Below are 15,786 nucleotides of genomic sequence, written 5' to 3'. Positions count from 1 at the left end.
CGGGCTGCCCGGTGCGGCGTCCACCGGGGCCGCCGGGGTGCTCGGCGGCGGCGTCGCGGCGGCGTCGGGCACGGCCGTCTGGCCGGTGGTGGCCGTGGCCGTGGCTGGGTCGGGCGTCGTGCCGGGCGCCGTGGTGGTCGGTGCGGTGGTGACCGGTGCGGTGGCGGTCGGTGAGCCGGCCGCGGTGGGCGGGTCCGGGGTGGCCGGTCCGGCCGGCGCCGGGGCGGCCGACCCGTCGGGGGTGCCCGGCGTGGTCGGCGGAGGGGTCACCGGGGTGCCGGTCGGGGCGGTAGCGCCGCCCTGGACCAGTCCGGCCGCCGGCCCGCAGCTCGGCCAGATGCTCGGGCCCAGGTCGGCGAGCGCCTTCTCGGCCACGGCTATCTGCTGGGCCTCGGTGGCGTGGTCGGGGGCGGAGGCGTACTGACGGCCGCCGTACGACTCCCAGGTGCGCAGCGTGAGGTGCAGCCCGCCGTAGTACCCGTCGCCGGTGTTGGCGCTCCAGTTGCCGCCGGTCTCGCACTGGGCGACGGTGTCCCACGCGGTGGCGGGCGCGGCGTGCGCACTGGCCGCGGTCAGCAGCGGCAGCGCGAGGCCGACGCCGGCGACGGAGGCCACGGCGACGGCGCGGTCGGCCTGGGTCGGACGACGGTGGCGGCCGGAACCGGAAAAGACCATGGGACGTCCCTCTCCGCACGCCTGCGAGGTGAGCTGTCGGGTTCGGACCGGGAGGTGGCCCGGCCGCCCGGCCGGTTCGCATCGGTGGGCGGCTTCACCCCAAGCCGTGGGGAACGGCACTGAACCTGGGTCCCCCGCCCCTGCCCAGAGGTGTCGGTCGAGGTCCCGGAAGCGCGGTGGGCAGGATTCGGCGTACCGACTCCGGGGCCCGCAGCAGCGGGCTGCACGGAGACTAGACGGATCATCACCTCGATAACAACCCCGCATCACGCACGTCACACCTGAATCACGGTGTCACAGCGGTCGTCCGTGCAAGCACATCTGTGCCACCGCCGTCCCCCGTTCGGGGATATTCGGTGCACCTTTCGTTCGGACACCGGTCATGCGGGCGATTCCCGCTGGCCGTCCGCGCGCCGCCGCTACGGTGAGTGGCGGGCCGTCAGCACCGGCCGTCACCACCGTCACCACCGTCACCCCATGAGAAGGAGTTGGGACCATGGCAGACGACACCGCGCTCCGTGCCCTCTTCGCCGCCCGCAAGGGCGGCGTGCTCGCCACGCTGAAGCGCGACGGGCGGCCGCAGCTCTCCAACGTCACCTACGCCTACGACGCGGACCGCGCCCTGATCCGGGTCTCGGTGACCGCGGACCGCGCCAAGGTCAAGAACCTCGCCCGCGACCCGCGCGCCAGCTTCCACGTGACCAGTGACGACTTCTGGTCCTGGGCCGTCGCCGAGGGCACGGTCGAACTGACGCCGGTGGCGGCGGACCCGGCGGACGCCACGGTCGAGGAACTCATCGACCTCTACCGCACGGTGGGCGGCGAGCACCCGGACTGGGACGACTACCGCGCCGCGATGGTCCGGGACCGCCGGCTGGTGGTGAAGCTGCACATCGAGCGGTACTACGGACAGGCCCGCTGAGGCCGCGCCGGTCGCCGCGGCCTGGTTTGCCCGATCGCCGGACACCGCCCGCCGGTGCGTCGCAGGATGGGGGTGCGCACCACTGAGGGTGTGCGCCACTTCACCGTCCGGAGTGGCCGGCGGGGAGCGAGGAGGGGCCGTGCACGAGTTGGAGCCGGCGGTCGAGGCGGCCGAAGGCGATCCGCAGTGGTGGTGGGAGGCCGACGCGGCGCTGCTGGGCAACGCGTCGGCCCTGGACGTCTCGATGTACTGGGCGCACGGCCTGGCCCGGTGGGCCGCGTGCCACGACCCGCGGGTGGCCGGCGCCGACCTGGAGGCGGTGCGGGCGCTGCTGGGCCTGGCCATCTACCGGGCCGCGCAGGGCGAGGGGGTCACCGACCCCGGGCGGATCCCCACCCTGCTGCCCCTGCTGGCCCTCGCGCGGGCGCAGGCGAGAGAGACGGCCGAGGCCCGACCGCTCGGCTACGGGGACCGCGGACGCCTGCGGCTGACGGACCGGGCGCTGCTGCGGTCGGCGCTGGAGGACCCCGAGGCGGCGGCCTTCGAGGCGCTGCGGAAGGAGGCGGTGCTGGTGCTGGTCGCCAACACCGACCACGCCCGGACGCTGCTCTGCCAGCGCGGCAACGACGCCACGGTGTGGAAGGACCGCCCGCTCATCACGATCTGCTCGCGGGAGGGTCAACTGCCCGACCAGGACCTCGCCTGGGACTGGTACAGCCTGGCCTGACGGTCGGGTCGCCGGTGCTCCGTGCGGAGCCCGCGAGCGGTTTCGCCGGGCTGCCGGAACCCGCCCCCGGGGGCTCCCGTACGCTCTGGGCCTGCGCCGGAGCATGACGGGGGAGAGCGAGCGATGAGCGACGGGGACGTGTGGCGGGCACCCGATCCGGACCGTGGTCCGGATGGCGAAGTGGACCGCGGTCCGAAGGGTGAGGCGGACCGCGGTCCGGATCAGGTAGCGGACCGCGGTCCGGTTGCGGCGGCAGCTCCGGCTCCGGCCCCGGCCGTGGCTGCGGCCCCACCGCCACCGCCACCGCCGGCAGGCCCTCCCGGCGGCCCCGTTCCGCCCCCCGGGGCCTGGCAGCCCCCGGGACCGGTCTGGGGCTACCGGCCCCCGCCACCGCGCCCGGGGGTGATCCCGCTGACCGGACTCGGCGTCAGCGACATCGTCGGCGGCATCCTCGGCACCATGAAGCGCTACCCGAAGGCGCTCTACCTCCCGCCGCTCTGCGTCGCCCTGGGTGCGGTGCCGCTGCTCACCGTCTCCGGCTGGGCCGGCTACGCCGTGGTGCGCGGTGTCATCGACGCCGCCCGTGGCCGCTCCGGGCACGCGCTGACGACGGGCGAGAGCGGGACCCTCGTCCTGGTCTCGGTGCTCGGCGCCCTGCTCCTGGCCGCCTCCTTCGCTGCGGTGTCCGGCGTCGCGACGGCCACCGGTACCGCCGTGGTCCGGTACGCGGTCCTCGGCCGCCGGATCACGGCCGGCGGACTCTGGGCACAGGCGCGGCAGTTCCTGGGCCGGATCCTTGCGGTCCGGTTGCTGGTGGGGCTGGCCGAGTTCGGGCTGCTGGTGGTGTCGGCGCTCCCGGCGGTTGTGGTGGGCCTGATCACCGCTTCGCCCGCCCCGACCGCCCTGGCCGCGCTCCTCGTCCCGTTCGGGGGGCTGGCCTGCGTCTACGTGCAGGTCCGGCTCGCGCTGACGGTGCCGGTGCTGGTCCTGGAGAACCGCCGTCCGGTGGACGCGATCCGCCGGGCCTGGCAGCTGAACGGGGGCGCCTGGTGGCGGACCCTCGGCCTGACCCACGTGGTGCGGCTGCTGGGGGCGTGCGCCGCCCAGGTGTTGGTCACACCGTTCGGCTTCGTCGGCTCGCTGTGCCTGCAGCTCAGCATGGTCCGGGCCGACGACGCCGGCGCGGTGGTCGGGGACCTGCCGTCGGCGGAACCGACGACGCTGGGCGTGCTGCTCTTCCTGGTCAGCCTGCTGGTGGGGGTGGGGATCCTGGTGGTCCTCGCGCTGCCGCTGGGGGCGATCGGCCACGGCCTGCTCTACGTCGACCGCCGGATCCGCCGGGAGAACCTGGCGCCGCTGCTCGCCGCCCAGGCGCCGCCGCAGCCCGAGTTCCAGGTGCCCGCGCAGGGCGGAGCCCGGTGGGGGTAGCCGGACGGCACGAGACCCCGCGTCGGCAGCGGAGCTCTGCCGGCACGGGGCCTCGGGCGCGCGGTTGGGGCCGGACAGGCCCACGGGTCAGAACACCTGGCGCGGGGTGGGGTCGGGCTCGGCAACCGGGACGGGTGCGGTGTCCGGAGCCGTGCCGTCCGGAGCCGGGCCGGCCGCGGCGGCCTCGTCGGTGGCCAGCTTCGCCCGGGCGTCGCGGATGTCACGCCGGAGCAGGACGACCCAGCCGATCGGGATCAGCGCGGCGAACAGCCACCACTGGATCGCGTACGGCAGGTGGACGCCCTGTCCGACGACCGCCTGGTCGCTGGTGCTGGTGACGTTGGGAGCCGGCACGTGCTCGGCCTCGTCGGCGGCCGGCGGAGTGGGGCTGGTGGAGACCAGCTCCAGGTAGCCCGCGACCACCGGCTGCTTCAGGCGCGCGGCCTGCGCGCTGCTGTCGATCCGCATGAACATCCGGTCCGGCAGGCCGCCGTGCTCGGCGATGTTGGTGCTCTTGAAGGTCTCGTCGGGCCGCAGCCGGCCGGTCGCGGTCAGCTCGCCGGAGGGGGCCGGCGGCACCGCGGGGTAGACGGTGGCGTCCTGGCCCGAGGCGATCCAGCCGCGGTTGACCAGCACCAGCTCGCCCGAGTCGGTGACCAGCGGGGTGATCACGTAGTAGCCGATCGTGCCGCCGTCGGCCGCCGTGCGGTGGCGGATCACGAACTCGCGCGACGGGTCGTAGTGCCCGGTCGCGGTGACCGGGCGGTACGTGTCGGCGGTGGGCACGGTCCCGCCGGGGCGCGAGACGGTGTCGATCGCGACCGGTGGCGCCTGCATCGCGGTCGCGGTCACGGCGTTCTGCTGGTTGGTCTGCTCGTAGCGGTGGTACTGCCAGCGTCCGAGCAGGATCATCGCCGGGATGATCGCGAAGAAGACGAGGGTCAGGACCACCCAGCGCCGGGTCAGGAGAGTACGGAACAACACTCGGCGACGGTATCCCCCCTTCGCTCCCCGGCACGAACCGGCCCCCGCGCTGCTGTCGCCGCCGGTGGTAGTTCCGCTACCGAGGGGGTTAAGCCCAGCTGGCTTCCAGGCGGTGGAGGGCTGGGGCAGAGTGACGTGCCGATCGCCGCGGTGCGCCCGGTGCGGCCGCGTTCCGGTGAGGAGAGCCGTCCATGTCCCGTGCCGCGTTTCGCCGGGTGGTCGCCGTGCTGGCCGCCGCCCCCGCGCTCGTCGCCCCGCTGACGGGCTGCGCGGCGGACCACCCGTCCGCCGGCGCCGCCGTCCCGCAGCCCGTGCCCCCGCCCGGCGCCCACGCGCCCGCCGACCCGGCCGCATCCCTCCCCGTCACCGCCCCCTCGTCCGTCCGGGGCGCGGCCGCCGGCGCCGCCTACCGGCTCGGCACCCCCGCCAGCGCGGGCGGCTACGCCTTCCACCAGCCCTCCGAGCAGAGCCGGCGGCAGCTGGCGGACGCCGCCCAGCAGAGCGCCCGACAGCTCGGCCTCTCCGGTACCCCCGTCCAGGCGCTCTACGACGACCCGGCCGACAACCAGTGGATCGTCTTCATCGGCTACGACGGCACCGGCTACGACCCCGCCCACCTGCACGCCGCGCTCTGGCAGCAGCCGGTGACCCGGCTCGACGGCACCGGCGACCGGGTCACCGTCAGCTGGCAGGACAGCGACCCCGGGCCGCACGGCGGCACCGCGATCTGTCGCCAGGAGCTGATGCGGTCGGGTGCGCTGGCGGCCGAGAACACCGCCTGCCTCTGGCTGACCCCGACCACCTTCGGCGAGATCTCGTTCGTCCCCAAGGGCTTCAGCGACCGGCAGCTCAGGGGCTTCACCGCCGCCGACGTCGGCGCCCTGATGCGCACCCTGCGCGGCGACCTCGAGCAGCCCACCGGCTGACACGGCACCCGGGCACCGGTACGCCCCGGATCCGGTACCCCCGTGGTGTGTGGTGGACTCGCGGGACGGACCGGAGCCTCGCCGGCCGCAGGGAGGGAGCGTCGTGGAGCTGGACCCCAGGCGGCTGCTGGTGCTGCACACCGTCGCGCAGTGCGGCGGCATCGCCGCGGCGGCGCGCCGGCTGGCCGTGACGCCCTCGGCGGTCTCCCAGGCGCTGGCCCGGCTGGAGCGGGAGGCCGGCCGCCCGCTGCTCGACCGCTCCGGCGGCCGTCCCGTACTGACCGCGGCGGGGCGGCTGCTGGCCGGGCGCGGGGCCCGGATCGCCGACGAGCTGACCGCCGCCGCACGGGAGTTGGCCGAGGCCGACGGACGGGTCGCCGGGACGGTGACGATCGGCGCGGCGCCCAGCGTGCTGACCGCGCTGGCGGTCCGGGCGCTGGCGTTCCTGGCGGCCGAGCACCCGCAGCTGACGGCGCTCCTGCACGAGGTCGGGCACCGGGCGGGCCTGCGCGCGCTGGCCGGCGGACAGGTGGACCTGGTGGTGGTCACCGCCGACCGGCAGGAGGCGCCGTCGGCGCCGGCCGGGACGACGGCGCAGGTGCTCATGGAGGACGAGTACCGGCTGGTCGTGCCGGCCGGCTGGGATCCGGTCCCGGCCACCGCCGCGGAGCTGGCCGGCCGGCCGTGGATCGGCGCCCCACCGGACTCCGCGCGCGCCGTCGCCGCGCGCCGTTTCCGGGCCGCGCACGGGCTGGAGCCGGCGGGCGAGCACCTGGCGGTGACGCCCGGCGCGGTGCGGGCGATGCTGGCCGCCCGGCTCGGGGCGGTGGTGCTGCCCGCGAGTTCGGCCGCCCAGCTGACCGGGCCCACCGTCACGGCGATCGAGGTGGCCGGCGTCTTCCAGACCCGGGTCTACCACCGGACCGCACCCAGCGGCCCGCCCCCGGTGGTGGAGGCGGCCCTGCGGGCGCTGCGCCGGGCGGTCCTCGCCGTCGCCGAGGAGCTCGCGGCGCGCGGGGTCCTGGAGCGCGACCCGGTCGTCAGGCCCCGCCTCGGCGAGTGACCCCCGCCCGGCCCTGGCGATCGACCCGAGCCCCGCCCCGGCGATCGACCCCCAGCCCGGTCGCCGCCGTCCGCACTACCCCAGAAGGGTGGCGGTTGTGCGGTGGCCTCGGCGCGCACAGCCGACCGGCGGCCCGATGTGCGGCAGCGTCGGAGTGCACTGTTGTCCGCCGAGTGTCCGCCGAGAGGCCGAAAGCCATGGCATCGAGCGCCCCGCCCTCCCCGTCCCTGCCGCCGCCCGACACCGCGGGGCCCCAGCACGCGCTGCGCCGCGAAGTCGGCATGATCGGGCTGCTCTGGGCCTCGGTCGGCGCGATCATCGGCTCCGGCTGGCTCTTCGGTGCCGAGAAGGCGGTGGTGGCGGCCGGTCCGGCGGCGCTGCTCTCCTGGGGGATCGGCGCGGTGGCCATCGTGCTGCTGGCCCTGGTCCACGCCGAGCTGGGCGGCCTGTTCCCGGTGGCCGGCGGCACCGCCCGCTACCCGCACTACGCCTTCGGGGGCTTCGCCGGGATGTCCTTCGGCTGGTTCTCCTGGCTGCAGGCCGCCACCATCGCGCCCATCGAGGTGCAGGCGATGATCGGCTACGCCCGGCACTGGAGCTGGGCGGACGGCCTGCAGAACTCGAACGGGACGCTGACCGGCTCGGGCCTCGCGGTGGCCGCCGCGCTGCTGGCGCTCTTCGTCGCGATCAACTTCCTCGGCGTCAAGTGGCTGGCGCACACCAACAGCGCGGCCACCTGGTGGAAGGTGGCCATCCCGCTGCTGACCATCCTGGCCTTCGCGATCAAGGAGTTCCACGGGTCCAACTTCACCTCGCAGGGCTTCGCGCCGTTCGGCGCGCGCGGGGTGCTCTCCGCGATCAGCACCAGCGGTGTGATCTTCGCGCTGCTCGGCTTCGAGCAGGCGATCCAGTGGGCGGGGGAGAGCACCAACCCGCGCCGGGACATCCCGCGCGCGGTGCTCGGCTCGGTGCTGATCGGCAGCGTGGTCTACATCCTGCTGCAGGTGGTCTTCATCGGCTCGATGCCGGCCTCGGCCTTCGCCGGCGGTTGGGGCGCGCTCAACTACCCGGGGATCAGCGGCCCGTTCGCGGGCCTGGCCACCCTGATCGGCCTGGGCTGGCTGGCCACCATCCTCTACCTGGACGCCATCATCTCGCCCGGCGGCACCGGGCTGATCTACATCACCTCCAGCTCCCGTATCACCTACGGCCTGAGCCGCAACGGCTACGCCCCGCAGGGGCTGCAGGCCACCGACCGGCGGGCGGTCCCCTGGGTGGGCCTGATCGTCGCCTTCGTGGCCGGGGTGCTCTGCTTCCTGCCCTTCCCCAGCTGGCAGCGGCTGGTCAGCTTCATCACCTCGGCGGTGGTGCTGATGTACGCGGGCGCGCCGCTCTCGTTCGGCGTGCTGCGCAAGCGGCTGCCCACCGTGGAGCGCCCCTACCGGCTGCCGATCGGCGAGGTCATCTCCCCGGTGGCCTTCGTGGTCGCGAGCCTGGTCATCTACTGGGCGGGCTGGGACACCCTGTGGCGGCTGGGCCTGTCGATCCTGCTCGGCTACCTGCTGCTGGGCTCGTACGCGGCCTACGCGCGGTCCAAGCAGTTCCCCAACGCCCCGCGCATGGACTTCCGGGCCGGGCAGTGGCTGCCGGCCTACCTGGTCGGGATGGGCCTGCTCTCCTGGCAGGGGCAGTTCGGCGCGGGCGCGCAGAAGAACATTCCGCTCTGGTGGGACATCGCCCTGGTGGCCGCCCTCGCGGTCCTCGTCTACTACTGGGCGATGGTCGTCTCGCTGCCGGCGGAGGAGATCCTGCGCAACGTCGCGGACGTCGAGGTCGTCGACGAAGGGGGCCACTGAGGTCCCGTCAGGTCCGGTGCGGCGGCACGTGGATGGGGTCGTCGTCACCCGGACGGCCGTTCCCGGTTGCCGCTCGGCGGGCTACCGGTTCGGCTCACCCGTGCGGTCGGGTCGGGGGTGGGGCTGCTATCAAGGTCGGGAGACCGTTTTGTCGGTCTCATCCCGTTTTCGAGGAGGCATCCTCATGGATGCGACAACAACCACCGCCCCATCTGCCACCAGCGGCGGACCGCCGGACGACGAGAAGCCGGTGCACATCCTCTGGATCAACGCGGGGCTCAGCTGTGACGGCGACTCGGTCTCGCTGACCGCGGCCATGCAGCCGAGCATCGAGGAGATCGTCACCGGCGCGCTGCCGGGCCTGCCGAAGATCGCGGTGCACTGGCCGCTGATCGACTTCGAGTGCGGGCCGGTGCAGGGCGCGGACAACTTCGTCGAGTGGTTCTTCAAGGCCGACCGCGGCGAGCTCGAACCCTTCGTCCTGGTCGTCGAGGGCTCGATCCCCAACGAGGCGATCAAGCCGGAGGGTTACTGGTGCGGGTTCGGCGACGACCCGCAGACCGGGCAGCCGATCACCACCAGCGAGTGGCTCGACCGGCTCGCCCCCAAGGCCACCGCGGTCGTGGCGATCGGCACCTGCGCCACCTACGGCGGCATCCACGCGATGGCGGGCAACCCGACCGGGGCGATGGGCGTGCCGGACTACCTCGGCTGGGACTGGAAGTCCAAGGCCGGCCTGCCGATCGTCTGCGTGCCGGGGTGCCCGATCCAGCCGGACAACTTCTCCGAGACCCTGACCTACCTGCTCTACCAGCTGGCCGGCTCCGCGCCGATGATCCCGCTGGACGACAAGCTGCGGCCCACCTGGCTCTTCGGCGCCACCGTGCACGAGGGCTGCGACCGCGGCGGCTACTACGAGCAGGGGCAGTTCGCCACCGAGTACGGCACGCCCGAGTGCCTGGTGCGGCTCGGCTGCTGGGGCCCGGTGGTCAAGTGCAACGTCCCCAAGCGCGGCTGGATCAACGGGGTCGGCGGCTGTCCGAACGTGGGCGGCATCTGCATCGCCTGCACGATGCCCGGCTTCCCGGACAAGTTCATGCCGTTCATGGACCCGCCGCCCGGCTCGCACGTCTCGGCGGGCGCCAGTTCGGCCTACGGCACGCTGATCCGCCGGCTGCGGACGATCACGGCCAAGACCGTGGACAAGGAGCCCAAGTGGCGCCGGCCCGGCAGCATCAGGACCGGCTACCGACCGCCCTGGTGAGACCGGGTGCCTCGGCGCGGTCCCGCCGGGTCCGACGCGACCGCGCCGAGGTGCCCCACCCGCTGCAGGCCGCCCGCCCCGCGCGGGCGGCCTCCCGCTGACCACAGTCCCCCGTTCGCAGAAGGGCACGACAGACACGATGGCACCGACGACGAAGGCGGCCGGCGACGGCCTGACGGAGATGTCCTGGGATCCGATCACCCGGATCGTGGGCAGCCTGGGCATCCACACGAAGATCGACTTCAAGCAGAAGAAGGTCGCGGAGTGCTACAGCACCTCCTCGGTCTTCCGCGGCTACAGCGTCTTCATGCGCGGCAAGGACCCGCGTGACGCGCACTTCATCACCAGCCGGATCTGCGGGATCTGCGGCGACAACCACGCCACCTGCTCGGTGTACGCGCAGAACATGGCGTACGGGGTGAAGCCGCCGCACCTGGGCGAGTGGATCATCAACCTCGGCGAGGCGGCCGAGTACATGTTCGACCACAACATCTTCCAGGAGAACCTGGTCGGGGTCGACTACTGCGAGAAGATGGTCCGCGAGACCAACCCGGGCGTGCTGGAGCTGGCCGAGCGCACCGAGGCCCCGCACGCGGGCGACCACGGCTACAAGACGATCGCCGACATCATGCGCTCGCTCAACCCCATCGAGGGCGAGTTCTACCGCGAGGCGCTGCAGGTCAGCCGGTACACGCGGGAGATGTTCTGCCTGATGGAGGGCCGCCACGTGCACCCCTCCACGCTCTACCCCGGCGGGGTCGGCACGGTCGCCACCGTGCAGCTCTTCACCGACTACCTGACCCGGTTGATGCGCTACGTGGAGTTCATGAAGAAGGTCGTGCCGCTGCACGACGACCTCTTCGACTTCTTCTACCAGGCGCTGCCCGGCTACGAGGAGGTCGGCCGCCGCCGGATCCTGCTGGGCTGCTGGGGCAGCCTCAACGACCCCGACCACTGCGACTTCACCTACAACAAGATGACCGACTGGGGCCGGCGGATGTTCGTCACCCCGGGCGTGGTGGTGGACGGCAAGCTGGTCACCAACGACCTGACCCGGATCAACCTCGGCATCCGGATCCTGCTCGGCAGCTCGTACTACCAGGACTGGGAGGGCAAGGAGCAGTTCGTCACGCACGACCCGCTCGGCAACCCGGTCGACCCGCGCCACCCGTGGAACCAGCACACCATCCCGGCCCCGCAGAAGCGCGACTTCGACGACAAGTACAGCTGGGTGATGTCGCCGCGCTGGTTCGACGGCACCGACTACCTCGCACTGGACACCGGCGGCGGCCCGATCGCCCGGCTGTGGTCCACCGCGCTCTCCGGGCTGGTCGACATCGGCTACATCAAGGCCACCGGGCACAGCGTGGTGATCAACCTGCCGCGCTCGATGACCAAGCCGGAGACCACCTTCGAGTGGAAGATCCCGCAGTGGAGCAACGCGATCGAGCGCAACCGGGCGCGCACCTACTTCCAGGCGTACGCGGCCGCCGCCGCCCTGCACTTCGCCGAGAAGGCGCTGGCCGAGGTGCGGGCCGGGCGCACCCAGACCTGGGAGAAGTTCGAGGTGCCGGACGAGAGCATCGGCTGCGGCTTCACCGAGGCGGTGCGCGGGGTGCTCTCGCACCACATGGTGATCCGCGACGGCAAGATCGCCAACTACCACCCGTACCCGCCCACCCCGTGGAACGCCAGCGTCCGGGACAGCTACGGCACCCCGGGCCCCTACGAGGACGCGGTGCAGAACACCCCGATCTTCGAGGAGAACACCCCGGAGAACTTCAAGGGCATCGACATCATGCGCGCGGTGCGCAGTTTCGACCCCTGCCTGCCCTGCGGCGTGCACATGTACGTCGGCGACGGCCGCACGGTCAAGAGCATGCACGTGCCCACCGGTCTGAGCGGACTAGCCGAATGAGCCGGGCGGGAGCCGTCACCGCGGAGCAGACCGGGCTGCGGGTCCAGCAGGTGCTCGACCAGCTCGCCGACAGCGGTGACCCGGCGCTGGCCGCGGCCGGCGAGGAACTGGTGCGCGACCTGCTGGCGCTGCACCGCGAGGGGCTGTCGCGGCTGGTGGAACTGCTGCCGCCGGGCTCGCTGCGCGGCGCGCTGGTGGACCCGGCCGCGGCCGGACTGCTGGTCCTGCACGACCTGCACCCCGAGGACGTCAGCACCCGGATCGCCCGGGCGCTGGAGTCGGTGCCCGCGCACCCCGTCGAGGTGGTGGCCTTCGAGGCGGCCACCGGCACGCTGCGGGTGCGCCGTGAGCAGAGCGGCGGCGGGTGCGGCTGCGGCGGCACCGAGGACGCCGCCCGCACCGCCCTGGAGGACGCGCTCGGCTGCTTCGCGCCGGAGGTGGCGGCGGTCGAGCTGGTGGCCGCCCCCGCCCCGCTGCTGCAGATCTCCACCCGTCCCCCGGTCTCGGCGGAGGTCCGGTGACCACGTCGCAGGTGACCCGCCCCGGGACCGCGCTGCTGCGCCGGCTGCGCGAGCCGGCGCCCCCGCAGCCGCCGCGCTGCGAGTTCTGCCACCTGCCGCTGCCCAGCGAGCACCGGCACCTGGTGGACACCGAGGAGCGTGCGCTGACCTGCGCCTGCACCGCCTGCGGGCTGCTCTTCGAGCAGTCCGGGGCGGCCGGCGGGCGCTACCGCGGCCTGCCGGGGCGCTACCTGGCGGACCCGGACGGCGGCCTGGACGAGGCCGCCTGGGAGGCGCTGCGGATCCCGGTCAGCACCGCCTTCCTGTTCCGCAACGCCCAGTTGGAGCGGCTGGTCGCGCTCTACCCGAGCCCGGCCGGCGCCACCGAGAGCGAGCTGGAGGAGGAGACCTGGCAGCAGGTGCTCGGGAACAACCGGCTGGCCGCGCTGCTGCAGCCCGACGTCGAGGCGCTGCTGCTGCGCCGCGCGGCGGGCCGCATCGAGTGCTACCTGGTGCCGATCGACCTCTGCTACGAACTGGTCGGCCGGATGCGGCTGTGCTGGCAGGGCTTCGACGGCGGGGCCGAGGCCCGCGCCGAACTGGAGGGATTCTTCCGGCGGTTGGCCGAGCGGGTCCGCGCGCCGCGTGAGGACGTGGTGCGGTGAGCACGCTGAGCTTCAGCTGCACCGGGGTGCGCTCCGACCCGTACGCGGCAGGTCCCACGCTGATCTTCCGGCTGCGGATCCGGGCCGGGGCGGGCGAGCGGGTGCACGCGCTGGCGCTGCGCTGCCAGCTGCGCTTCGAGCCGGCCCGGCGCGCCTACAGCCAGGCGGAGGGCGAGCGGCTGGCCGACCTGTTCGGCGAGCGCTCGCGCTGGGGCAGCACACTGAACCCGGTGCAGTTCGCGCAGGTCGCGCTGCTGGTACCGGGGTTCACCGAGGAGACCGAGGCGGACCTGGTGGTGCCGTGCAGTTACGACCTGGACCTGACGGCCGGTCGCTACCTGCGGGCGCTGGACGACGGGCAGGCGCCGGTGCTGATGCTCTTCTCCGGCACCGCCTTCACCGGGCCCGGCGGGTTCCAGGTCGCACCCGTGCCCTGGGACCAGGAGGCCTCGGTGCGGCTGCCGGTGGCCGTCTGGCAGGAGGCGATCGAGCAGCACTTCCCCGGCTGCGGATGGCTGCGGCTGCCGGGTGACCTGATGGACGCGCTGCTCGAATACCGCTCCGAGCGCGCCCTGCCGTCCTGGGAGGCGACCGTGCGACGGCTGCTGGCCGAGGCCCGACTGCCCTTGGACACCGCGCTGTTCGGACCGGTGGTGCCGCCGGCGGTGGAGTTGACAGAGGTGCTGGGCGACGCGGCGCCGGTGGAAGGGAGTGTGCGATGACCGAGGTGGCCGAGCAGGTGAGTGCCCGGTTCGCGACGGCCCGGCAGATCGCCGACGCGGTGCTCTTCGAAGGCTATGTGCTCTACCCCTACCGGGCCTCGGCGGCCAAGAACCGGCTGCGCTGGCAGTTCGGCGTGCTGGTGCCGCCCGGCTACGGGGCGGACAGCGGCGAGCACACCCACCAGCGGACCGAGTGCCTGATCGAGCCGCGCGCGGGCGCGTCCCTCGCGGTGGAACTGCGGTTCCTGCGGGCTCGCCGGCGCACCGTGCAACGCGCCTGCGAGGGTGAGGCGTTCGAGACGGTCCAGGAGCTGGAGCTGGCCGACCGGGTGCTGACGGCCTGGGACGAGGGTGTCGAGGAGCGGGTCGAACTCGTCGTTCCCGTCGCCGAGTTGCTGGGTGAGGGGGTGAGCGTGCCGTTCCACCGGCCGGCCCAGCAGGAGAAGGAGCTGCTGCGCGAGGGCGACCGCACGGTGGGCCGGTTGCTTCGGCGCAGTGAACGGCTCGACGGCGTCCTGCGGTTGACGGCCGCCGAGATCCCCGGCCCGTACAGCACCCTGCGGCTGACCGCGGTGGTGGAGAACACCACCTCCTGGCAGCCGCAGCCCGGCGCGGAGCGGGACGCCGCGCTGCCGCGCTCGCTGGTCTCCGCGCACCTGCTGCTGGGGCTGGACCGCGGCACCTTCCTGTCGGTGACCGACCCGCCGCAGTGGGCCCGGGCGGCGGTCGCCGAGTGCCGCAACGAGCACACCTGGCCGGTGCTGGCCGGCGAGGCCGGCCGCGACGACGTGCTGCTCTCCTCGCCGATCATCCTGGAGGACCACCCGCAGATCGCCCCCGAGAGCATCGGGACGCTCTACGACGCCACCGAGATCGACGAGATCCTCGCCCTGCGCACCTCCGCGCTGACCGAGCGGGAGAAGCGCGAGGCGCGCGGCACGGACGAGCGGGCCGGCGCGGTGATCGACCTCGCCGACTCGATGCCGCCCGAGGTGCTGGAGCGCCTGCACGGCGCGGTCCGCTCGCTGCGCGAGGTCACCGGCGAGAGCGCGGCCACCGCCTTCGACCAGCCCGAGCAGCCCTGGTGGGACCCGGGCGGCGACCGGTCGGTGGATCCGGGGACGGACACCGTGCTGGTGGACGGCCAGCGGGTGGGCGCCGGCAGCCGGGTGCTGCTCAAGCCCGGCCGTCGGCGCACCGACGCCCAGGACCTCTTCCTGCACGGGCGCAGCGCGCTGGTGGAGGCGGTGCTGCACGACGTGGACGGCTCGGTGCACCTGGCGGTGACCATCGAGGGCGATCCGGGCGCCGACCTGTGGCGGGCCCAGGGGCGCTTCCGCTACTTCCAGCCCGACGAGGTCGCCCCGCTGGCGGAGGAGCGGTGAGCGGGGTGGACCGCGTGCTGGTGGCCGGGGTCGGCAACCTCTTCCTGGGCGACGACGGCTTCGGGGTGGAGACGGTGCGCCGGCTGCGGACCCGCCCGCTGCCGGCGCACGTCGAGGTGGTCGACTTCGGGGTCCGCGGCGTCCACCTGGCCTACCAGCTCCTGGAGGGCTACCGGACGCTGGTCCTGGTGGACGCGACCGACCGGGGTCTCGCGCCGGGCACGGTCGTCATGATCGAGCCGACCGCCGGGCCGGTGGAGGCGGTCGCCCTGGACGGCCACCGGATGAACCCGGACGCGGTGCTGGCCCTGCTGGCCACGCTCAGCGCCGGTACCGGCACCGCGCCGCCCGAGCGGGTGCTGGTGGTCGGCTGCCAGCCCGAGTCGGTCGAGGAGGGCATCGGGCTGAGCGCCCCCGTGACCGCCGCCGTGGACGAGGCGGTCGAGCTGATCCTGCGGGTCCTCGCAGAGGAGGAGACGTGGCAGGGCGAGTCCCGCCACGCAGCCGACCCGGCCGCCACGACAGCGAGCCGGACGATGAGAAAGGCGTCACCATGCGGAAAGTCCTGATCCTCGGAACACTGGCGGCGGTGCTGGGGGCGCTGGCCCGCCAGACCATGCCCGACCTCAAGCGCTACCTGGCGATCCGCCGGATGTGACCGCGGGTCCGCCCACGGCCGTCCGCGCTTACTGCGAATGGCGGAGCGAGGGGCGCGGTGGCGGCGCGGCTGCGAGCCGTGGCCGCCACCGCG

The 15,786-nt window shown here is 73.9% G+C and carries 16 protein-coding genes and 1 riboswitch; of the genes, 14 read left to right on the top strand and 2 right to left on the bottom strand.

What is annotated here, in order from left to right; genetic code table 11:
* Positions 1 to 675 (bottom strand): transglycosylase family protein (locus ABD323_RS25225; protein ID WP_344444232.1); only part of this gene is annotated, 675 nt, incomplete at its 3' end.
* Positions 676 to 677: 2 nt separating this feature from the next.
* A riboswitch (cyclic di-AMP (ydaO/yuaA leader) is annotated at positions 678 to 845 on the bottom strand.
* Between the two features lie 326 nt (positions 846 to 1,171).
* Between ABD323_RS25225 and ABD323_RS25220 the strand changes: the two genes are divergently transcribed.
* The 3 genes from ABD323_RS25220 (at position 1,172) to ABD323_RS25210 (ending at position 3,752) form a co-directional block, all read left to right on the top strand.
* Entirely contained in the window at positions 1,172 to 1,597 is a 426-nt protein-coding gene (locus ABD323_RS25220) for a PPOX class F420-dependent oxidoreductase (protein WP_344444231.1), read from the top strand.
* A 139-nt stretch (positions 1,598 to 1,736) separates the two neighbouring features.
* The gene (locus tag ABD323_RS25215; RefSeq protein WP_344444230.1) at positions 1,737 to 2,324 is read left to right on the top strand and encodes a hypothetical protein; all 588 of its coding nucleotides are present in this window, start codon (positions 1,737 to 1,739) and stop codon (positions 2,322 to 2,324) included.
* A 402-nt stretch (positions 2,325 to 2,726) separates the two neighbouring features.
* Positions 2,727 to 3,752: a hypothetical protein gene (locus ABD323_RS25210; RefSeq protein WP_344444229.1), complete on the top strand. Its 1,026-nt coding sequence runs from the start codon at positions 2,727 to 2,729 to the stop codon at positions 3,750 to 3,752.
* Positions 3,753 to 3,839: 87 nt separating this feature from the next.
* Here the strand turns inward: ABD323_RS25210 and ABD323_RS25205 are convergent, their stop codons facing one another.
* Positions 3,840 to 4,736, bottom strand: a complete 897-nt coding sequence (locus ABD323_RS25205; RefSeq protein ID WP_344444228.1) for an SURF1 family cytochrome oxidase biogenesis protein — start codon at positions 4,734 to 4,736, stop codon at positions 3,840 to 3,842.
* 191 nt (positions 4,737 to 4,927) lie between these two features.
* On the opposite strand from ABD323_RS25205, the gene ABD323_RS25200 reads away from it, so the two are divergent.
* The 11 genes from ABD323_RS25200 to ABD323_RS46085 all read left to right on the top strand — a co-directional run bounded on the left by ABD323_RS25200 (position 4,928) and on the right by ABD323_RS46085 (position 15,693).
* Positions 4,928 to 5,662 (top strand): hypothetical protein, encoded by a 735-nt coding sequence (locus ABD323_RS25200; protein ID WP_344444227.1) that lies wholly within the window; start codon positions 4,928 to 4,930, stop codon positions 5,660 to 5,662.
* A 103-nt stretch (positions 5,663 to 5,765) separates the two neighbouring features.
* On the top strand, positions 5,766 to 6,725 hold the full coding sequence (locus ABD323_RS25195; RefSeq protein WP_344444226.1) for a LysR family transcriptional regulator: 960 nt from the start codon (positions 5,766 to 5,768) through the stop codon (positions 6,723 to 6,725).
* 197 nt (positions 6,726 to 6,922) lie between these two features.
* Entirely contained in the window at positions 6,923 to 8,581 is a 1,659-nt protein-coding gene (locus ABD323_RS25190; protein ID WP_344444225.1) for an APC family permease, read from the top strand.
* Between the two features lie 184 nt (positions 8,582 to 8,765).
* Entirely contained in the window at positions 8,766 to 9,845 is a 1,080-nt protein-coding gene (locus ABD323_RS25185) for an NADH-quinone oxidoreductase subunit B family protein (protein WP_344444224.1), read from the top strand.
* 139 nt (positions 9,846 to 9,984) lie between these two features.
* Complete coding sequence (locus tag ABD323_RS25180; RefSeq protein WP_344444223.1) at positions 9,985 to 11,763, top strand: nickel-dependent hydrogenase large subunit; 1,779 nt, start codon at positions 9,985 to 9,987, stop codon at positions 11,761 to 11,763.
* The gene (locus tag ABD323_RS25175) at positions 11,760 to 12,284 is read left to right on the top strand and encodes a hypothetical protein (protein ID WP_344444222.1); all 525 of its coding nucleotides are present in this window, start codon (positions 11,760 to 11,762) and stop codon (positions 12,282 to 12,284) included. Before ABD323_RS25180 ends, ABD323_RS25175 begins: the two co-directional genes overlap by 4 nt.
* Complete coding sequence (locus tag ABD323_RS25170; RefSeq protein WP_344444221.1) at positions 12,281 to 12,928, top strand: DUF5947 family protein; 648 nt, start codon at positions 12,281 to 12,283, stop codon at positions 12,926 to 12,928. Before ABD323_RS25175 ends, ABD323_RS25170 begins: the two co-directional genes overlap by 4 nt.
* Positions 12,925 to 13,650 carry a DUF6084 family protein gene (locus ABD323_RS25165; protein ID WP_344444220.1) on the top strand — a complete coding sequence of 242 codons (726 nt, stop codon included), beginning with the start codon at positions 12,925 to 12,927 and terminating at the stop codon, positions 13,648 to 13,650. Before ABD323_RS25170 ends, ABD323_RS25165 begins: the two co-directional genes overlap by 4 nt.
* On the top strand, positions 13,647 to 15,035 hold the full coding sequence (locus ABD323_RS25160) for a hypothetical protein (RefSeq protein ID WP_344444219.1): 1,389 nt from the start codon (positions 13,647 to 13,649) through the stop codon (positions 15,033 to 15,035). Before ABD323_RS25165 ends, ABD323_RS25160 begins: the two co-directional genes overlap by 4 nt.
* Entirely contained in the window at positions 15,032 to 15,604 is a 573-nt protein-coding gene (locus ABD323_RS25155) for a hydrogenase maturation protease (protein WP_344444218.1), read from the top strand. Before ABD323_RS25160 ends, ABD323_RS25155 begins: the two co-directional genes overlap by 4 nt.
* Positions 15,589 to 15,693 (top strand): DUF6893 family small protein, encoded by a 105-nt coding sequence (locus ABD323_RS46085; protein WP_425556148.1) that lies wholly within the window; start codon positions 15,589 to 15,591, stop codon positions 15,691 to 15,693. Before ABD323_RS25155 ends, ABD323_RS46085 begins: the two co-directional genes overlap by 16 nt.
* Positions 15,694 to 15,786: the final 93 nt, after the last annotated feature.

Source organism: Kitasatospora nipponensis, assembly GCF_039528135.1.
GTDB classification, from domain to species: domain Bacteria; phylum Actinomycetota; class Actinomycetes; order Streptomycetales; family Streptomycetaceae; genus Kitasatospora; species Kitasatospora nipponensis.
The sequence above is the reverse complement of the archived record's forward strand: the minus strand, read 5'-3'. Positions and strand labels throughout refer to the sequence as shown.